13 protein-coding genes are annotated in these 15,486 nt (G+C 38.4%); 12 read left to right on the top strand and 1 reads right to left on the bottom strand.

Annotated elements, in window-relative coordinates:
• Nucleotides 1-59: 59 nt before the first annotated feature.
• The gene (gene cobA, locus AC0VX1_RS12985; protein WP_098864519.1) at nucleotides 60-830 is read left to right on the top strand and encodes a uroporphyrinogen-III C-methyltransferase; all 771 of its coding nucleotides are present in this window, start codon (nucleotides 60-62) and stop codon (nucleotides 828-830) included.
• A gap of 176 nt (nucleotides 831-1,006) precedes the next feature.
• On the opposite strand, the gene AC0VX1_RS12980 is transcribed toward cobA, so the two are convergent.
• Nucleotides 1,007-1,282: a MerR family transcriptional regulator gene (locus AC0VX1_RS12980; protein WP_269450004.1), complete on the bottom strand. Its 276-nt coding sequence runs from the start codon at nucleotides 1,280-1,282 to the stop codon at nucleotides 1,007-1,009.
• Between the two features lie 255 nt (nucleotides 1,283-1,537).
• Here AC0VX1_RS12980 and nirB point away from each other — a divergent pair, with 255 nt between their 5' ends.
• The 11 genes from nirB (at nucleotide 1,538) to AC0VX1_RS12925 (ending at nucleotide 15,346) form a co-directional block, all read left to right on the top strand.
• On the top strand, nucleotides 1,538-3,952 hold the full coding sequence (gene nirB, locus AC0VX1_RS12975) for a nitrite reductase large subunit NirB (RefSeq protein ID WP_475471609.1): 2,415 nt from the start codon (nucleotides 1,538-1,540) through the stop codon (nucleotides 3,950-3,952).
• A 17-nt stretch (nucleotides 3,953-3,969) separates the two neighbouring features.
• Nucleotides 3,970-4,287: a nitrite reductase small subunit NirD gene (nirD, locus tag AC0VX1_RS12970; protein ID WP_054395784.1), complete on the top strand. Its 318-nt coding sequence runs from the start codon at nucleotides 3,970-3,972 to the stop codon at nucleotides 4,285-4,287.
• A gap of 198 nt (nucleotides 4,288-4,485) precedes the next feature.
• A complete protein-coding gene (locus tag AC0VX1_RS12965; protein WP_268591730.1) occupies nucleotides 4,486-6,102 on the top strand; it encodes a family 14 glycosylhydrolase in 1,617 nt (538 codons plus the stop codon).
• Between the two features lie 511 nt (nucleotides 6,103-6,613).
• Nucleotides 6,614-7,039, top strand: a complete 426-nt coding sequence (locus AC0VX1_RS12960) for an OsmC family protein (RefSeq protein WP_413022590.1) — start codon at nucleotides 6,614-6,616, stop codon at nucleotides 7,037-7,039.
• 352 nt (nucleotides 7,040-7,391) lie between these two features.
• Nucleotides 7,392-7,712 carry a hypothetical protein gene (locus AC0VX1_RS12955; RefSeq protein ID WP_475471606.1) on the top strand — a complete coding sequence of 107 codons (321 nt, stop codon included), beginning with the start codon at nucleotides 7,392-7,394 and terminating at the stop codon, nucleotides 7,710-7,712.
• A 270-nt stretch (nucleotides 7,713-7,982) separates the two neighbouring features.
• On the top strand, nucleotides 7,983-8,444 hold the full coding sequence (locus tag AC0VX1_RS12950) for a hypothetical protein (RefSeq protein ID WP_278089440.1): 462 nt from the start codon (nucleotides 7,983-7,985) through the stop codon (nucleotides 8,442-8,444).
• Between the two features lie 893 nt (nucleotides 8,445-9,337).
• Nucleotides 9,338-9,661: an ArsR/SmtB family transcription factor gene (locus AC0VX1_RS12945; protein WP_034306755.1), complete on the top strand. Its 324-nt coding sequence runs from the start codon at nucleotides 9,338-9,340 to the stop codon at nucleotides 9,659-9,661.
• Between the two features lie 2 nt (nucleotides 9,662-9,663).
• Complete coding sequence (locus tag AC0VX1_RS12940) at nucleotides 9,664-10,056, top strand: SRPBCC family protein (protein WP_278089441.1); 393 nt, start codon at nucleotides 9,664-9,666, stop codon at nucleotides 10,054-10,056.
• A gap of 82 nt (nucleotides 10,057-10,138) precedes the next feature.
• The gene (locus AC0VX1_RS12935; protein ID WP_475471603.1) at nucleotides 10,139-10,732 is read left to right on the top strand and encodes a YdeI/OmpD-associated family protein; all 594 of its coding nucleotides are present in this window, start codon (nucleotides 10,139-10,141) and stop codon (nucleotides 10,730-10,732) included.
• A 1,191-nt stretch (nucleotides 10,733-11,923) separates the two neighbouring features.
• The gene (locus AC0VX1_RS12930) at nucleotides 11,924-13,945 is read left to right on the top strand and encodes a transporter substrate-binding domain-containing protein (protein ID WP_475471770.1); all 2,022 of its coding nucleotides are present in this window, start codon (nucleotides 11,924-11,926) and stop codon (nucleotides 13,943-13,945) included.
• Nucleotides 13,946-13,969: 24 nt separating this feature from the next.
• Complete coding sequence (locus AC0VX1_RS12925) at nucleotides 13,970-15,346, top strand: sigma-54-dependent transcriptional regulator (RefSeq protein WP_475471602.1); 1,377 nt, start codon at nucleotides 13,970-13,972, stop codon at nucleotides 15,344-15,346.
• Nucleotides 15,347-15,486 lie beyond the last annotated feature (140 nt).

Below are 15,486 nucleotides of genomic sequence, written 5' to 3'. Positions count from 1 at the left end.
CATAATCGAAAAATGGAGCTAATCACATTTCATGACTAAACAACAAAAGGGGATAAAGGATGGAAAAAGGTAAGGTCTATATCGTTGGTGCCGGACCTGGTGATCCGGACTTAATTACTGTCAAGGCAATCAAATGCATCGCGGAAGCGGATGTCATCTTGTATGATCGATTGGTAAATCGTGAATTGCTTTCATACGGCAAACCTGAAGCTGAATACATTTATTGCGGTAAAGCGCCTGGTATACATTGTGTCCCTCAAGAGGACATTCATCAATTGTTAATAAGTAAATCAATGGAGAGAAAAACGATTGTTCGTCTAAAAGGCGGAGATCCTTTCATTTTTGGCCGTGGCGGTGAGGAAGCAGAAGCGCTGGCAAAGCACGGAATTCAATTTGAAATAGTCCCTGGAATCACATCTGGAATCGCTGCGCCAGCTTATGCTGGAATTCCCCTGACTCACAGGGAATGGGGGAGTTCCTTCGCAATTGTCACAGGACACTGCGTGACTGGCAAACCTGATAACATCAACTGGCATCATTTAACACATGGTGTTGACACCATTGTTATTTATATGGGTATGAAAAACCTTCCATATATCTGTAAACAATTACGCTCCTGCGGAATGAAGCCTGAAACTGCCATTGCAGTCATCGAACAAGGAACGACAGGTTTTCAACGAACTATTACAGGAACAATCGATTCAATAGTGGCGATCGTTACAAGAGAGCAGGTTGCCAATCCCGCCATGATCGTAATAGGAGAAGTGGTGAATTTATCCGGGAAATTATCATGGTTTTCCGAGAAAACAAAAGATAAGGAGTTCGCTTAGAAAGGAATGATTACCTAAAAAACTTTTACTGTAATGAAACTGGAAAACTGGACATGAAAGTCATCATGTCCAGTTTAAAAATGTTAACAGCTATTTTAATATTGCAATGTGAAAATTTTGTCGAAGAGTGAAATATGGACATAGAACTGCTAATAATTCGGGTTTCTAGGCGAAAATCAATTACGCAGGCCAAAGTGTGCATTTAATTGGCCCTGCAGCATTTTTTTTCGCATTTTTTCCTGTTCAATTTTTCTTTTCTCTTTTAATTTTTCCTGTCTAATTTCATGGGTTTGCACTCCATCCTCTATTTTATCGGCGATTTCCACTAATGCCTTGACGTCGGAAAAAGAGTATTTACGGTTACCACCCTTAGACCTTTCGGGGAAAACTAGTTTTCTTTCTTCATAATACCGGATTTGTCTATCGGATAGTCCGGTTAATTCTCTGACCACACCTATGGAAATTACCTTTCTATCTATATAAGATTCTTTTTGCTGGACGATGAAAATCACCTCATTTTGGATTTATGCTGAATCAATAAGGATATTATATCCTAATTTTCTGAATATTTGTAATAAAAACTAACATTAAATATTAATTTTTAAAAACTATGTAAGATTTTATTACATGATTGTGGCAATAAAAAGTGACGTCACCTATAATCAATCATATCATCCTTTCAAAAAAATCTTATTGGAGGACAAAACATGTCTAAGCAGAAATTGGCACTCATTGGGAATGGTATGGCTGGAGTAAGATGTATAGAAGAAATTTTGAAAATTCAACCGGAAAGGTTTGAGGTGACTGTCTTCGGAAGTGAGCCGCATCCGAATTATGATCGAATCCAACTATCGAATGTATTGCAAGGGGCTACGACGATAGATGATATTACAATAAATGATTGGAACTGGTACAAAGAGAACAATATTACACTTTTTTCAGGTGAAACAGTCAAGAACATCGACACCACTAAGCAAATCATATATTCAGATGCTAATCGCGAAGTTGCATATGATCAATTAATTTTAGCTACCGGATCAATCCCTTTCATACTTCCGATAAAGGGAGCTGATAAAAAAGGAGTGACCGCCTTTCGAAATATTGAAGATTGCGAAAAGATGATTGAATATTCTAAAAACAACAAAAAGGCTGCAGTCATTGGTGGAGGATTGCTGGGTCTTGAAGCAGCAAGGGGGCTTTTGAATCTAGGTATGCAGGTAGATGTAATTCACCTTTCGGAATATTTGATGGATAGGCAGTTAGATCCAGCAGCAGGAAAAATGCTGCAAAGGGAACTGGAAAGACAGGGAATGAATTTTTATCTCGGGAAACAGACTCAGGAGGTTTTAGGTGAATTTGATGTCAAAGGATTACGCTTTAGTGATGGCGAGGAAGTTAGCGCCGACTTAGTGGTCATGGCAGTTGGGATTAAGCCAAATGTTGCAATGGCCCAAAATTCCGGCATCCCTGTCAATCGAGGAATTATCGTGAATGATTATATGGAGACAAAGATCCCGAATATTTTTGCGGTTGGTGAATGTGCGGAACACCGTGAGATGGTGTATGGTTTGGTCGCTCCCCTATATGAACAGGGCAAAGTATTAGCCAAAAGGATTTGCGGATTGGAAAGCAAACCTTACGAGGGGTCCGTGCTTTCTACTAAGTTAAAAATATCTGGTGTTGATGTATTTTCAGCTGGAGAAATTTTCGATGATGAACAAGCCAAATCAATCAAGGAATTTAATGAATGGAATGGTACTTACAAAAAAGTAATGATTCGAAATGGGAAAATTTCTGGGGCGGTATTATTCGGGGATACAAAGGAAAGCAATATCCTATTGAGCATGATCAATAAAAATGCCGACGTTTCGGAATACTTGAATGTTGGAACAAGTGAACCCAGTGTCAGCCTTGTCACTTCGATGTCAAATGAAGAAATCATCTGTGGTTGTAATGGTGTAACGAAGGGTGATATTGTGACGGCTATCGAATCTAATGGTTTAACAAGCATTGAGGAAGTAAAAGGCTGCACAAGTGCTTCGAGATCATGCGGTGGTTGTAAGCCGTTAGTCGGTGATATTCTCGAGCTGACATTAGGCACTGATTTCAGTAAGTCAAACCAGAAGGAATCCATATGTACGTGCACCACATTATCAAGAGATGAGATTGTTGCCGAAATACGCGAAAAAAATCTGACACATACTCGTGAAGTCATGAATGTTCTCGGCTGGAATACAAGTGATGGATGCTCGAAATGTAAACCGGCACTGAACTATTACTTAGGCATGATCCATCCTGTTGACTATGAAGATGAAAAAGAATCCCGCTATGTCAATGAAAGGCTACATGCAAATATTCAAAAGGATGGTACATTTTCCGTTGTGCCAAGAATGTATGGCGGCGTCACAAATCCCGATCAATTACGGAAAATAGCAAATGTTGCCGATAAGTATAATGTTAAGTTACTTAAGGTAACAGGCGGTCAAAGAATAGATTTGTTCGGCGTTGAAAAAGAGGACCTTCCAAGCGTATGGGCCGACCTGGATATGCCTTCTGGATATGCGTATGGAAAAACGCTTCGAACTGTGAAAACATGTGTCGGTGAAAACTTTTGCCGGTTTGGCACCCAAGATTCAATCGGTCTGGGGATTGCCATGGAGAAGAAATTCGAACGTGTTGGCACACCGCATAAGGTTAAGATGGCTGTGTCGGCATGTCCTCGTAATTGTGCTGAATCCGGTATCAAAGATCTTGGTGTTGTCGGTGTTGACGGTGCATGGGAAATTTATATTGGCGGCAATGGCGGTACCCATTTACGAGCTGCTGAATTATTATGTAAAGTGAAAACAAGTGATGAGGTAATTGAAATTACGGGTGCGTACATCCAACATTATCGAGAGACTGCCAATTATTTAGAAAGAACGTCGGTCTGGGTTGAGCGTGTCGGGTTCGATACCATTAAGGCGATTATTGGTGATAAGCAAAAAAGGATGGAGCTTAACCAACGTTTGGATGAGGCCTTATCCGTATTGCAAGAACCGTGGAAAGAAATCATTGAGAGCAATGCGATCCAAACCGGTTTATTTCAAAAAGTGAAAATTCCGGCTATATCAAATAAATGAATATGGGGGCAGCCTAAATGGGGAAAACACTTCAAAAGATAAAGGTCTCAACCGTAAATGAAATGCCAAAAAACCTGGGGAAAACAGTAACCATAGGATCTCATGAAATTGCTCTTTTTCATTTAGCAAATGGTGAATTCCGGGCTATTGAAAATCGTTGCCCACACAAAGGTGGGGTACTTGTGGAAGGCATCGTGAGTGGTGATCACGTATTTTGCCCGATGCATGACTGGAAAATCAGTGTCAAAAATGGAGAAGTCCAAAAACCTGATAATGGTTGTGTAAAGACATTCCATGTTGAAATAGAAGATGGTAATGTTTATATAGTTTTATAACCAGTTGCTATGGATAGTCTCTAAGACTATCCATATTTTCTTTGCAGTTTTTTGAACTAAATTTACCCGGCAGAATAATTGATAAATATTTCCAAAGGCAATATACTTTCAAGTATAGGAATTCTTTTATTAAAACGAATGAATGTAAGCGATTTCGAAGAACAAATGAATAAAGTTATAGGGGAAGGTTGGCGTTTTATGAACAAATTATCGGTTGGCGTTTTTACCTTTATGCTGTATTTTGTTCCTTTATCAAATACACCTGGAATGGCAGAAGTACAACCAGATTACAAGCTTTATGTGATGGCCCCCTTGGGTGAAATAACAGATTGGGAGGCATTTAAAGCAGAGCTGACCCAGTTGAAGGAAAATGGAGTATATGCAATAACGACAGATATCTGGTGGGGATTGGTCGAGAGTAAAAAAGATAATCAGTTTGATTGGTCCTATTATAAAAAATATGCGGAAACCGTGAAAGCTTCCGGTTTAAAATGGGTGCCCATTTTGTCTACGCATCAATGCGGCGGTAATGTGGGGGATGATTGCAACTATCCCATCCCAAGTTGGCTCTGGAATAAAGACACTGCCGAAAACATGGCTTTCAAGAGTGAAAGTGGTTTCTGGAATAAGGAAGTACTTGCTCCTTGGTGGGAGGGCACAGCCGGTCAGTACAATGAATTGTACAAATCCTTTGCAGAGAACTTTGCTGATAAGAAGGATTTAATAGCAAAAATATATCTAAGTGCAGGACCGGCAGGGGAATTAAGATATCCCTCCTACCAGAATGCCGATGGCTGGGATTATCCTGAGAGGGGACAGCTTCAAGTTTATACAGAAGGAGCAAAACGGGATTTCAGGCTTGCCATGAGAGAAAAATATTCCACGATAAAAAAATTAAATGCTGCTTGGGGCAAAACGTATAAAAACTGGAATGAGATTCAGCCGCCAGGAAATGGGGATGAATTTTTCACCAAGGGAGGAGCAATCGACACTAAATTTGGATACGATTTTATGCAGTGGTATCAAGGGGCACTCGAAAAGCATCTTGCAAAAATTTCGAAGTTTGCCCATAAACATTTTGATGAAGTCTTTGGCGTGCCAATTGGAGCTAAAATCTCAGGAGTCCATTGGAAAATGAATGATCCAGTAATGCCGCATTCAGCAGAATATAGTGCCGGGTACCATAACTACTCCAAATTATTGAATCAATTTAAGAAATCGAATATGGCCCTTACATTCACCTGTCTGGAAATGGGAGATCAAGACGCACATACTGCACCGTCCTATAGCGCCCCTAAGACTTTGGTGACCCATATTGCCTCTTTAGCTAATGAAAAAGGAATTTCTTTAAACGGGGAAAACGCACTCCCTCTCATCGATAATGAATGGGGCTTTGACAATGTAGCAGAAATGCTTTTTAACCATGGTTTTGAGGGATTTACATTGCTTAGGATGTCTTATTTATTCGACGATGAAGGAAATCCAACTAATGAGTTCAGGATGATGGCTGATAAATTGGAAGGCAAGTCGATTCCAGTTACATTCACAGTTGAAAATGTACCTGCCACACAGGGAGTTTACTTAATTGGGAACAGAGGGGAAATCGGCCGATGGAATCCTGAAGATTACGAATATAAACTCACTCAAAACACAGAAGGCAGCTGGAGTGGAACATTTCGTTTAGCTGCAGATCGATTCTATGAATTCAAGTTCGTTCTGAAAGATGAAAATGGCAATATCACTTGGCAAGATGGCGAAAATAATAGGTATAAAACTCCTTTGAATGGAGAAGGAAACTATAAAACTGCATGGTAAATGGGTTAATAGGGCTATGATTTAAAATTCAGACGACAAAAGGTGGTTCGGAATGCTCTCACAACCATGATTGGTAAACTTAATATCCTTCTGTTTTTTTACTGCTTTATATACATCAATCCCTGAATAGATTAAAAAAATTTGCGACAATCCTGCCGTATAACTGTCTGCCAAGCCGCTTTGCTTTGATGCGGCTTGGCAAACAGTTGGCGGAAAGGGAGCGGATTTCTGAAATCATCTGAAATATTTTTTAGGGTTTTAAAGCCTGAAGAGGTAATCAACGTTCAAATTTTACAGTATGACTAACTAAGCAGGACTTGTGGGAAGAATATAAGGTATGGAAAATCATCACAAGTTAGGGTATAAAAAATCCAGAATCCGAGTGATGTATATTTGCATACTGACCCCATTACGGCAATATTTTTTAATACTTAAATGATATAAATTTACAATAATTAAAATGTGGTCCATTTTTGGAACGAAGCAACAAGAAAGGGAGGAATTAGAATATATGAAGACAACGATTACATGGACAGGGGAACTGGCCTTTTCTGGCACAACTCCGTCGGGACATGAAATAAAGATGGATGCCGCCGAAGAAGCAGGAGGTAAAAATAGTGGAGCAAGACCCACAGAATTACTTTTACACTCTCTTGCCGGCTGTACAGGAATTGATATTGTCATGATTTTAAAGAAAATGCGATTTGAAACAAAGGCCTTTCAAATAGAAATAGAGGGGGTACGGTCAGAAAATCATCCTAAACGTTTTACCGATTTTCATATCCATTATTTATTAGAGGGAGATCTACCTGAAGATAAAGTCGTCCGTGCGATTCAATTATCCAAAAATACGTACTGTTCAGTGTATCACTCATTAAATGCCAACATTAAAATCAGCTATTCAATAAATGGTGTTAAAGGAAAACAAGACATATAATATGTAATTTAAAGGACTATTGTTAAACAGGAAGTTGTTTTACATCCGTATAATAAAAACAGCCCCATTTTTGAACATGGGGCTGTTTTGACTGAAATGAACATCCTCATTTCAATCATCTATACCAAAACGTGCAAACCACAGGAAATAATCCCTCTCATGGTAATCCGAGGGTATTCTACCGAAAATATCAATCTAAAATTGGTTTTCAGGGTTAGCGAACTCCATTTTACGGAAGGAAAGGGATAATTCAGTAAGCAAGTAATCAAAATGTAATGGTTTGTCATTGGAATGCCCTTGATGTTAGGAGTTTATCCATATAAACTTTAGATACTATTGAGGAGTGGTTAAGTTGAAAGAGATAACAATTGACAAATTAATTTTTAAAAATCATTTATCGATGATTGAACAATATTCATTGAAAGATTTCATGTTTAAGTGGCTCGGCAGCCCCGAAGAAGGTTTAGATGATCTTCTCCCGCTTACATACACAGATGAAGTTTTTGCAAAAATGGAAACGACATCGGAGACTAAAATCAAGATTCATGGAGAAGAAACCCTCAGATATGTCACCATTACGGAAGATAATCAAATTGTAATAGGTGGCTTGGATCCGAATCAAGAGTTAAAGTTTAGAATTGTGTCCCTGGAAGAGCGTTTGAAAAGCTACTAAAACTGAATCAAATTTTCAAAAATACCTTAAAAAGGCCGTTCCTGTGGAATGGCCTTTTTAAGGTATTTTTTTCATCACGTTAAGAGAGTCGTGAATACCACATGTTAACTGTACTCGAAAGTAATTGAAACCCTTATCTTATGCAAGTTAAGCGAGTAACTCTTTAAACTCGCGATATTTTTGGATTAATTTAACAAAATATAAATGTTTATTGGTTTGTCTTAGTATATTATAGAGTAATGAAGTCGACTAAACATTGGGGGGAATGAGATGAGCGAGACGTTGGCAAGTTCAATAAAAACGCTTTTGAAGGAAACGTTTGAAGGACCGGGAAATGAAGGAAGCTATTATACTGAATCAAAACCGAATACCGGGGTTTTTGGTACACTTGATGGTTTAACCGCAGTAGATGCTTCACGTTCCATAAACGGATCGACAATTGCGGCACACGCAGACCACACCCGGTATTATTTATGGGTGATCCAATCGATGATCAATGGCACAGACTTTGAAAAAGATTGGGAAGAAAGCTGGACCATCACTACTGTTGATGAGGTGAAATGGACTGAAATCAGAGAGGAATTACATAAAGAATATGTATCTCTTTTCGCAGAAATCGAAACAATCGATTTAGGAAAATGGCTGACAAATGTAAATGCGACCATTGCCCACTCAGCTTATCATCTTGGAGCGTTACGTCAAATGATAAAAAGCCTTGAAATAGAAAAATAATATAATATATTGAGAGTTTTTAAACTGATTGGAACGTATGGCACTTGCTTTCCGAAGGAAGTCCGCCCTCGGCACTCTTGCGCCTGGATTCTCCTTTCGACACGCTTTTTCCGCGGGAGTCAGGTACACGCGTTCCAATCAACTTTGTTTGAAAAACCCAGATAGATACTTTTAGTCTTAGTCATAAGAGGGGTTCAAACGATCTCATCCCTAAGTTGAAGGTTTATAATATCAGATAGTTTATTTCCTTTTTCATATTTTTGAATGAGTCATTATTGATTTATACTTACTTCGTCCGAATCTCGTGCCGTAATTCTTCTCCTTCAACTCCATTTGCCTGTCATTTGCTTTTTTACTTTCTTGCTCAGCCCATATGAAAGCAGAGTTAAAAATTGGGCCTCCTTATAAAATCCCCAGTAACACCCATATCTCTGAATTTCCGCAATCAAAAGAGTCTCTTTTTTAAGTACCATACATAATATCTGAGTTCAGATCTCAAGTAATATACTTCCATTCTCCGAATGAATCATCATAATCCCTACCCAATCCGTCTAGTGAATTAAGGAATAGTAAACGCCTTCACGAATGATTAAGTGCATCCCAGATATGGAAACCAGTAAAACTCTTTTCCGCTTTGCTTATCAATGAAGATATAATTCTAAAATACTCCTTTGCTGAAACACGAGCATATCCAATATTCAAAAATAGCAATTGATCATATATGAATCACTTTAACAAACGGGGCCAATTTAGTTGTAAAAGGATTTAATAATATACTTGATGATATTGGAATAAAACAAATAAAGTGTGTCAATAATAAAATTGACAGGACACCAATCAGTGTCATATAATAAAAGACACCAATTGGTGTCCAATTAAAAGGGTGGGTGATTTTGAACGAGAAAAATCAAGAACGTGATATTTATGTAGCCATTGCTGACCCAACAAGACGTAAATTGCTACGTTTGTTGGCGGACGTGGAGGAATTGCCACTAAATGAGTTGACCGTACATTTTGAAATGGGCCGTACTGCGGTTTCAAAGCATTTGGCAATCCTTAAAGAGGCAGGTCTAGTAATCAGCAGAAAAGTCGGCAGGGAAACCCGTTATCGACTGAATGCTGGTCCGTTGAGAGAAATTGAGGATTGGGTATCGTTTTACAGAAGATTCTGGAGTGAAAGAATATCACTTTTAAATCAAATATTAGAGGAGGAATAAAAATGAGTTTAACAGTAACACAAGATTTTAATTTTAAGAGCCCGATCGAGAAGGTATGGCTTGCCTTAACGGATGCAAATACTCTTGGGAAATGGGTAATGGCTAATGATATTAAACCTGTCGTCGGACATAAATTCCAGTTTCGAAATGAACAGTGGAAATTAATTATTGATTCCGAAGTTCTTGAAGTCGAGGAGCCTTATAAGTTATCTTACACCTGGGTAGGTGGCGGTATAAACACTACAGTCACATGGACCTTAAAGCACGAGGATGGAACAACCCACTTACATCTCGAACAAACAGGATTCGAAAAAGAAGATCAAGCGTTCAATGGTGCGAAATATGGTTGGGCGAAAATGGGCGAAGAACTTAATAACGTGTTAGAGGTATTGTAAGACCAAACCTCTGCCTTGTTTTTTAGTATTTAGCTAACGTATAAGAAAAAAGCAAACTGCTCGGAAAGAGGAGTGTTCCGTGATGACAAAAAGTAGAACAAATCCTAAGGTTGATGAATTTTTAGGTAGAGCTAATAAGTGGAAAGAAGAATATGAGACATTAAGAAATATCGTTCTTGACTGTGAACTGACTGAAGAATTTAAATGGATGCATCCCTGTTACACGTTTGAGAATAAAAACATCGTTTTAATACATGGATTTAAAGAATATTGTGCGCTTCTGTTTCACAAAGGTGCCTTGTTACAGGATGCCCACGGGCTTCTAATTCAACAAACGGAGAATGTACAGGGAGCGCGCCAGATTCGGTTCACTAATGTTCAAGAAATAGTTGCAACGGAATCCATTCTGAAAGCCTATATTCATGAAGCCATTGAAGTTGAAAAAGCCGGGTTGGAAGTGGAATTTAAAAAGAGTGAAGAATTCATAATTCCTGAAGAACTTCACAATAAATTCGATGACATCCCTGCCTTGAAAACTGCTTTTGAAGCATTGACCCCAGGAAGGCAAAGAGCATACATCCTTTATTTTTCACAAGCCAAACAATCCAAAACCCGAGAGTCAAGAATCGAAAAATGCATGCAGAAAATTCTCGATGGGAAGGGTTTAAAAGATTAATATATTTGATGACAAAATAAATTAATCATGTTTTGGATTTCACCCCACTTTGCGTTCATTCGAACTCCTTTTTGGAACGCAATTAACCACTCAACCGAATAATAAAATGGATAAAAACAAAAAAGTGATCCATAGAGTGTAAGCGATCTGCCGTGAAAAAGCCTACTTGTTGCAGCTAAGGAAAGAAAAAAACTGCACACCAAAGTGTACCTTGTTTTTTTGCTTAAAGGTCACTTTTTTTGAGCTAACGGTTGCTTATCTTGAACAAGGTTTAAGTAATGATTTGAACATACCACCAATAAAATATGGTACTTTTATGGAGTAGCAAAAAAGCCCAATTTCTCAATTTTATTACTGAGAAATTGGGCTTTTTTCGAATATTTCGATTCAGGAAAATGCTAACGACCATGGCCCACTTCGCGTATCATCTTGGAACGTTACGACAAATGATAAAAACCCTTGAAATGGAATAATAAGATAACAATCTGATGGTTAACATTATTGGAAACTTGGGCAATCTTTGTATTCTTGGGCACGCTTTTCCCGCAGGGTTCTCGAACACCCATTCCAATCAACTTTGTGTTAAAAGATGTCCACAGTTTTTTTGAGAACTCCAGGCACTCGCTTTCCGCGGGTGGTCCGGGAGCCTCCTCGGCGCCTTGCGCCTGTGGGGTCTCCCCTGGACTCTCTTTTCCCGCAGGAGTCTCGTACCTTCCGTTCCAATCAACTAACGTGTTTTAAATAAAAAAAATGCAGGCTGATCTTATGCCGAACCATGTTTAAGACTAGTTTATCCTTCATGTTTTTCTCCTGTAATCCTTAATGGATGGAAGAAATTTGCGACACTCCTGCCGAATAACTGGCTAGCCGAGACCCCACAGACGCTTGCGTCAAGGAGGCTTGGCAGACAGTCGGCGGAAAGGGAGCGGATTTCTGAAATCAACTGGAACTTATTCAAAGAAAAAACTGCAGGCAAACGCGTTTCCTTCGTATATGTCTAAAAACAAGACAAGAGTAACCTTCATGTTTTTTACTGTCATCCTTATTGGATATCGCAGCTTATGCATTCAGAAACACACTCTTTTGTAGGTTATTGTTATATTGTGTCAGATTATACTAAGAATTCTTTACATATTAAAGGGTTCAAGTCTTAATTGGAGAAGTATATAATTATGATGTTTTTAGCAAAGGATTACTGACTGCAAGGATTTTGACGTAGAAGGAGGGCTCTTAATTAAAAGGCAGCTGCTTAAACTAAGTATATTTTGCTTTATAATTTTTGTTCAAACATTATGGTCTCCCGCTGTTTTTGCTAAAGAAAAAACATTTATAATTGCTGGAGAAAGTGCCCTTCCTCCATTTTCATTTGAAAATGAAGCTGGTGAACTGACAGGCATCAATATTGATTTAATGGAGGAAATAGCGAAATATAATGACGTAGATTTCAAATATATTCCGATGAGGATGGAAGAAGCCGAAAAAGCCTTAAGTAACGGAACAATTGATGCAATTGTTGGAAGTACCTATAATACCGAAAAAGATAACCAATTTGATTTCACGCAATCCTATTTTACAATGTCCCAATCCATAATCATTCCTAGTAAAAGGAAACAGGATATTCATACGTTAACGGATCTACGTGATTCACATGTTGTCCTTGACCATAACACACCAGTTATCAGTACATTTCTCAATATGAGGAATACAAACTTAACGACCGTTTCAAATCAATACTCCGGAATTTTAACATTATTGAACAACCGAGCTGATGTGTTCATCGGAAACAAATGGACAGCTGATTTCTATTTAAAAAAATTCCGCCAAGAAAAGAATTACATCATTCTTGATGAAGTCATTGAACCTGCGGATTATACGATTGCAGTGAAAAAGGGAAATCAATCGCTTCTTTTCATGATGGACAATGCACTCACAGAACTTAAGGCAAACCGAGATATCAATGGGATAATCGATAAATGGGTAATGCCGCAATCCAATCAGAAAATTGCCAGACTCGAACAATTTATATTTTGGTTGATCATAATCTTAACTGCCGTGGCCCTTATCCTTCTAATCATATACATATGGAATCAAAAGCTAAAAAAATCCGTACATAACCAGACTTTGAAATTACATTTATTAAATAAGGATTTAGAGAAACAACGGCAAAATATCGCTAATGCTGAAGCGTTCAAAGATCAAATCTTAAACAATATCCATAATGGCATCATAACATTCGATCTCGATTTCATGATTACCAGCTGCAATGCAAAGGCATCGGACATTCTTAACATTTCCAAGGAAATGATTCTGAATCTTACGAATCATTCGCATTTAATGAAGAATTTCGAAGCTTTACACCAGGAACAAAGTGAGAATAATCGTACGGGTTCTTTTCGGATATTGGTATTAAATGAGGAAAATGAACAGAAGGTGATTTCTTATTCGTTTCATAAGATGTTCAATACTGAAGATATACAAACCGGATACTTACTTTCCATGAATGATGAGACGGAAAAGAAAACATTGGAGAAAAAATTGGTCACACAAGAAAAGCTGCACGCTCTTGGTCAACTAGTTGCAGGTGTCGCACATGAAATAAGGAATCCTTTAACATCGATTAAAACATTCATTGATTTACTTCCGAGTAAATATGATAATCCTCAATTCCGACAAGTTCTAATGGAGCACTTGCCTACTGAAGTTAACCGCTTGAATGGGATTGTTACCGATTTAATTGAATATGCACGTCCGCGTCCGCCAAATATTACAAATTGCCACGCCCATGAGCTTATATCCTTACTTGCTTTTCATAAGGTGACAATGGAAAAAAAACAAATAAATTTCGAGCAGATGATTGAGGAGGACTTTATTTTTTATATAGATTTACAACAAATTCAACAAGTACTTCTTAACTTGGTGTTGAATTCGATTGATGCCGTTGAAGAAACAAAGGAAAAGACCATTAAAATCACCATTGATAAAGTGAACGAAAAGACAGGGCGGATTACCATATCGGATACTGGAAAAGGGATGAAGCAGGAAGAACTGAACCATATTTATGAGCCTTTTTTCACAAATAAAGAAAAGGGCGTCGGTTTGGGACTTACGTTATCGTATAGGCTCATTAAAGAAAATAACGGAGATATCCATGTGAAAAGTTATCCTAATTCAGGAACGACATTCACCATTTTACTACCTATATATATTGAATAGAAGCCTGGAAAGAGGAGGAGTCATATGAGAATGCAAGTATTGGTGATTGATGATGAACCTGCTATTTGCACCGCTCTTAGCTTTGCATTGGAAGATTCTTATGATGTCATGACAACTACAGACCCGGATGAGGGTCTACGGAAAATCGACAATCAGCACTTTGATATTGTGTTACTTGATTTGAGAATAGGAAATAAAAGTGGACTTGATGTCCTCCAGAAAATCAAACAAATATCACCTAACGTAACAGTCATCATGATGACTGCCTATTCATCCATTGAAACTTCCATTGAGGCCATAAAAAAAGGAGCCTACTACTATATTGAAAAGCCAATTAATATTGAAGAACTTTCTTTGTTATTGATGAGGGCAGCCGAATTCAAACAGATGTCCAATCAATTGGAAACATTACATGAAGAATTAGAGATTCAAAAGGGATTCGGTAACTTCCTTGGTAACAGCAAGGCGATGCAGCGTATTTTCTCAATGATCGAAAGAGTGAAAGATATTGATTCCAGTGTTCTCATCACGGGAGAAAGTGGTACTGGAAAGGAGCTTGTAGCCCGAAATATCCATACGTTGGGAAGAAGGAAAAACAATCCAATGCAGATCGTCAACTGTGCAGCAATTCCTGAGATGCTGCTGGAATCTGAATTGTTCGGTTATGAAAAGGGAGCATTTTCAGGTGCAACTCAGAGGAAGGAAGGGAAATTCGTTGCTGCAAATGGAGGCATCCTTTTTCTGGATGAGATCAGTGAAATGCCCCTTCCACTTCAAGCCAAATTATTAAGGGTATTGCAGGAACGGGAAGTGACGCCTCTGGGATCCAATACAAAAATCTCATTGGACGTCCGTATTATAAGTGCAGCCAATAAAAACCTGGAACAAATGGTGATGGAAGGGGAATTTAGGGAGGATTTGTTTTTCAGGCTAAATGTCATACCCATCTCGATGCCGCCACTAAGAGATAGAAAAGAAGATTTACCGATCCTTATGGATTATTTTATAAAAAAACACGCGAAGGATATGAATCGTGAAGAAAAGATGTTCTCGGCAACCGCACGTCGGATTTTACTGGATTATCATTACCCTGGGAATGTCCGGGAGCTTGGAAACATTATAGAATATGCTGTTGCCCTATCAAACTCAAAAAAAATGGAAGAAACCGACTTGCCGCAATATGTTCAAGAACAGAAGTTCATTCTCCAGCCGGATGGCCCTGCCGATGATTTTAACAGTTTCAGGATTCCCATTGGCATTTCCATGAAAGAGATAGAAGAAAAGGTCATAACGGCCACTCTTCAATATTGTAATAATCATCGGCAAAAAACAGCACAAATCCTAAAAATTTCTGAAAGGAGCCTTCGTGATAAAATCAAGCTCATTTCAAAAGAAGAATAAAGGGTTCATCGCATTAACCGGCAATTTTTTCTGGAAAACCGGAAAAAATTGCCGGTTTATCCTTGTATGACATTCAAGAAATCGGCAGGATTTGCGTTTTAAAGCAGAAAATCGACTTGGCATGGCATTTGCATCTAAAT

The organism is Peribacillus sp. QJM3NY_7, assembly GCF_056173225.1.
Note: the sequence above shows the minus strand (reverse complement) of the source record. Positions and strands in the feature narration are given on the sequence as shown.

Coding starts and splice junctions, on each gene's coding strand:
- cobA (WP_098864519.1), top strand. CDS start 60: ATGGAAAAAGGTAAGGTCTATATCGTTGGTGCCGGACCTGGTGATCCG.
- nirB (WP_475471609.1), top strand. CDS start 1,538: ATGTCTAAGCAGAAATTGGCACTCATTGGGAATGGTATGGCTGGAGTA.
- nirD (WP_054395784.1), top strand. CDS start 3,970: ATGGGGAAAACACTTCAAAAGATAAAGGTCTCAACCGTAAATGAAATG.
- AC0VX1_RS12965 (WP_268591730.1), top strand. CDS start 4,486: ATGAACAAATTATCGGTTGGCGTTTTTACCTTTATGCTGTATTTTGTT.
- AC0VX1_RS12960 (WP_413022590.1), top strand. CDS start 6,614: ATGAAGACAACGATTACATGGACAGGGGAACTGGCCTTTTCTGGCACA.
- AC0VX1_RS12950 (WP_278089440.1), top strand. CDS start 7,983: ATGAGCGAGACGTTGGCAAGTTCAATAAAAACGCTTTTGAAGGAAACG.
- AC0VX1_RS12940 (WP_278089441.1), top strand. CDS start 9,664: ATGAGTTTAACAGTAACACAAGATTTTAATTTTAAGAGCCCGATCGAG.
- AC0VX1_RS12935 (WP_475471603.1), top strand. CDS start 10,139: ATGACAAAAAGTAGAACAAATCCTAAGGTTGATGAATTTTTAGGTAGA.
- AC0VX1_RS12925 (WP_475471602.1), top strand. CDS start 13,970: ATGAGAATGCAAGTATTGGTGATTGATGATGAACCTGCTATTTGCACC.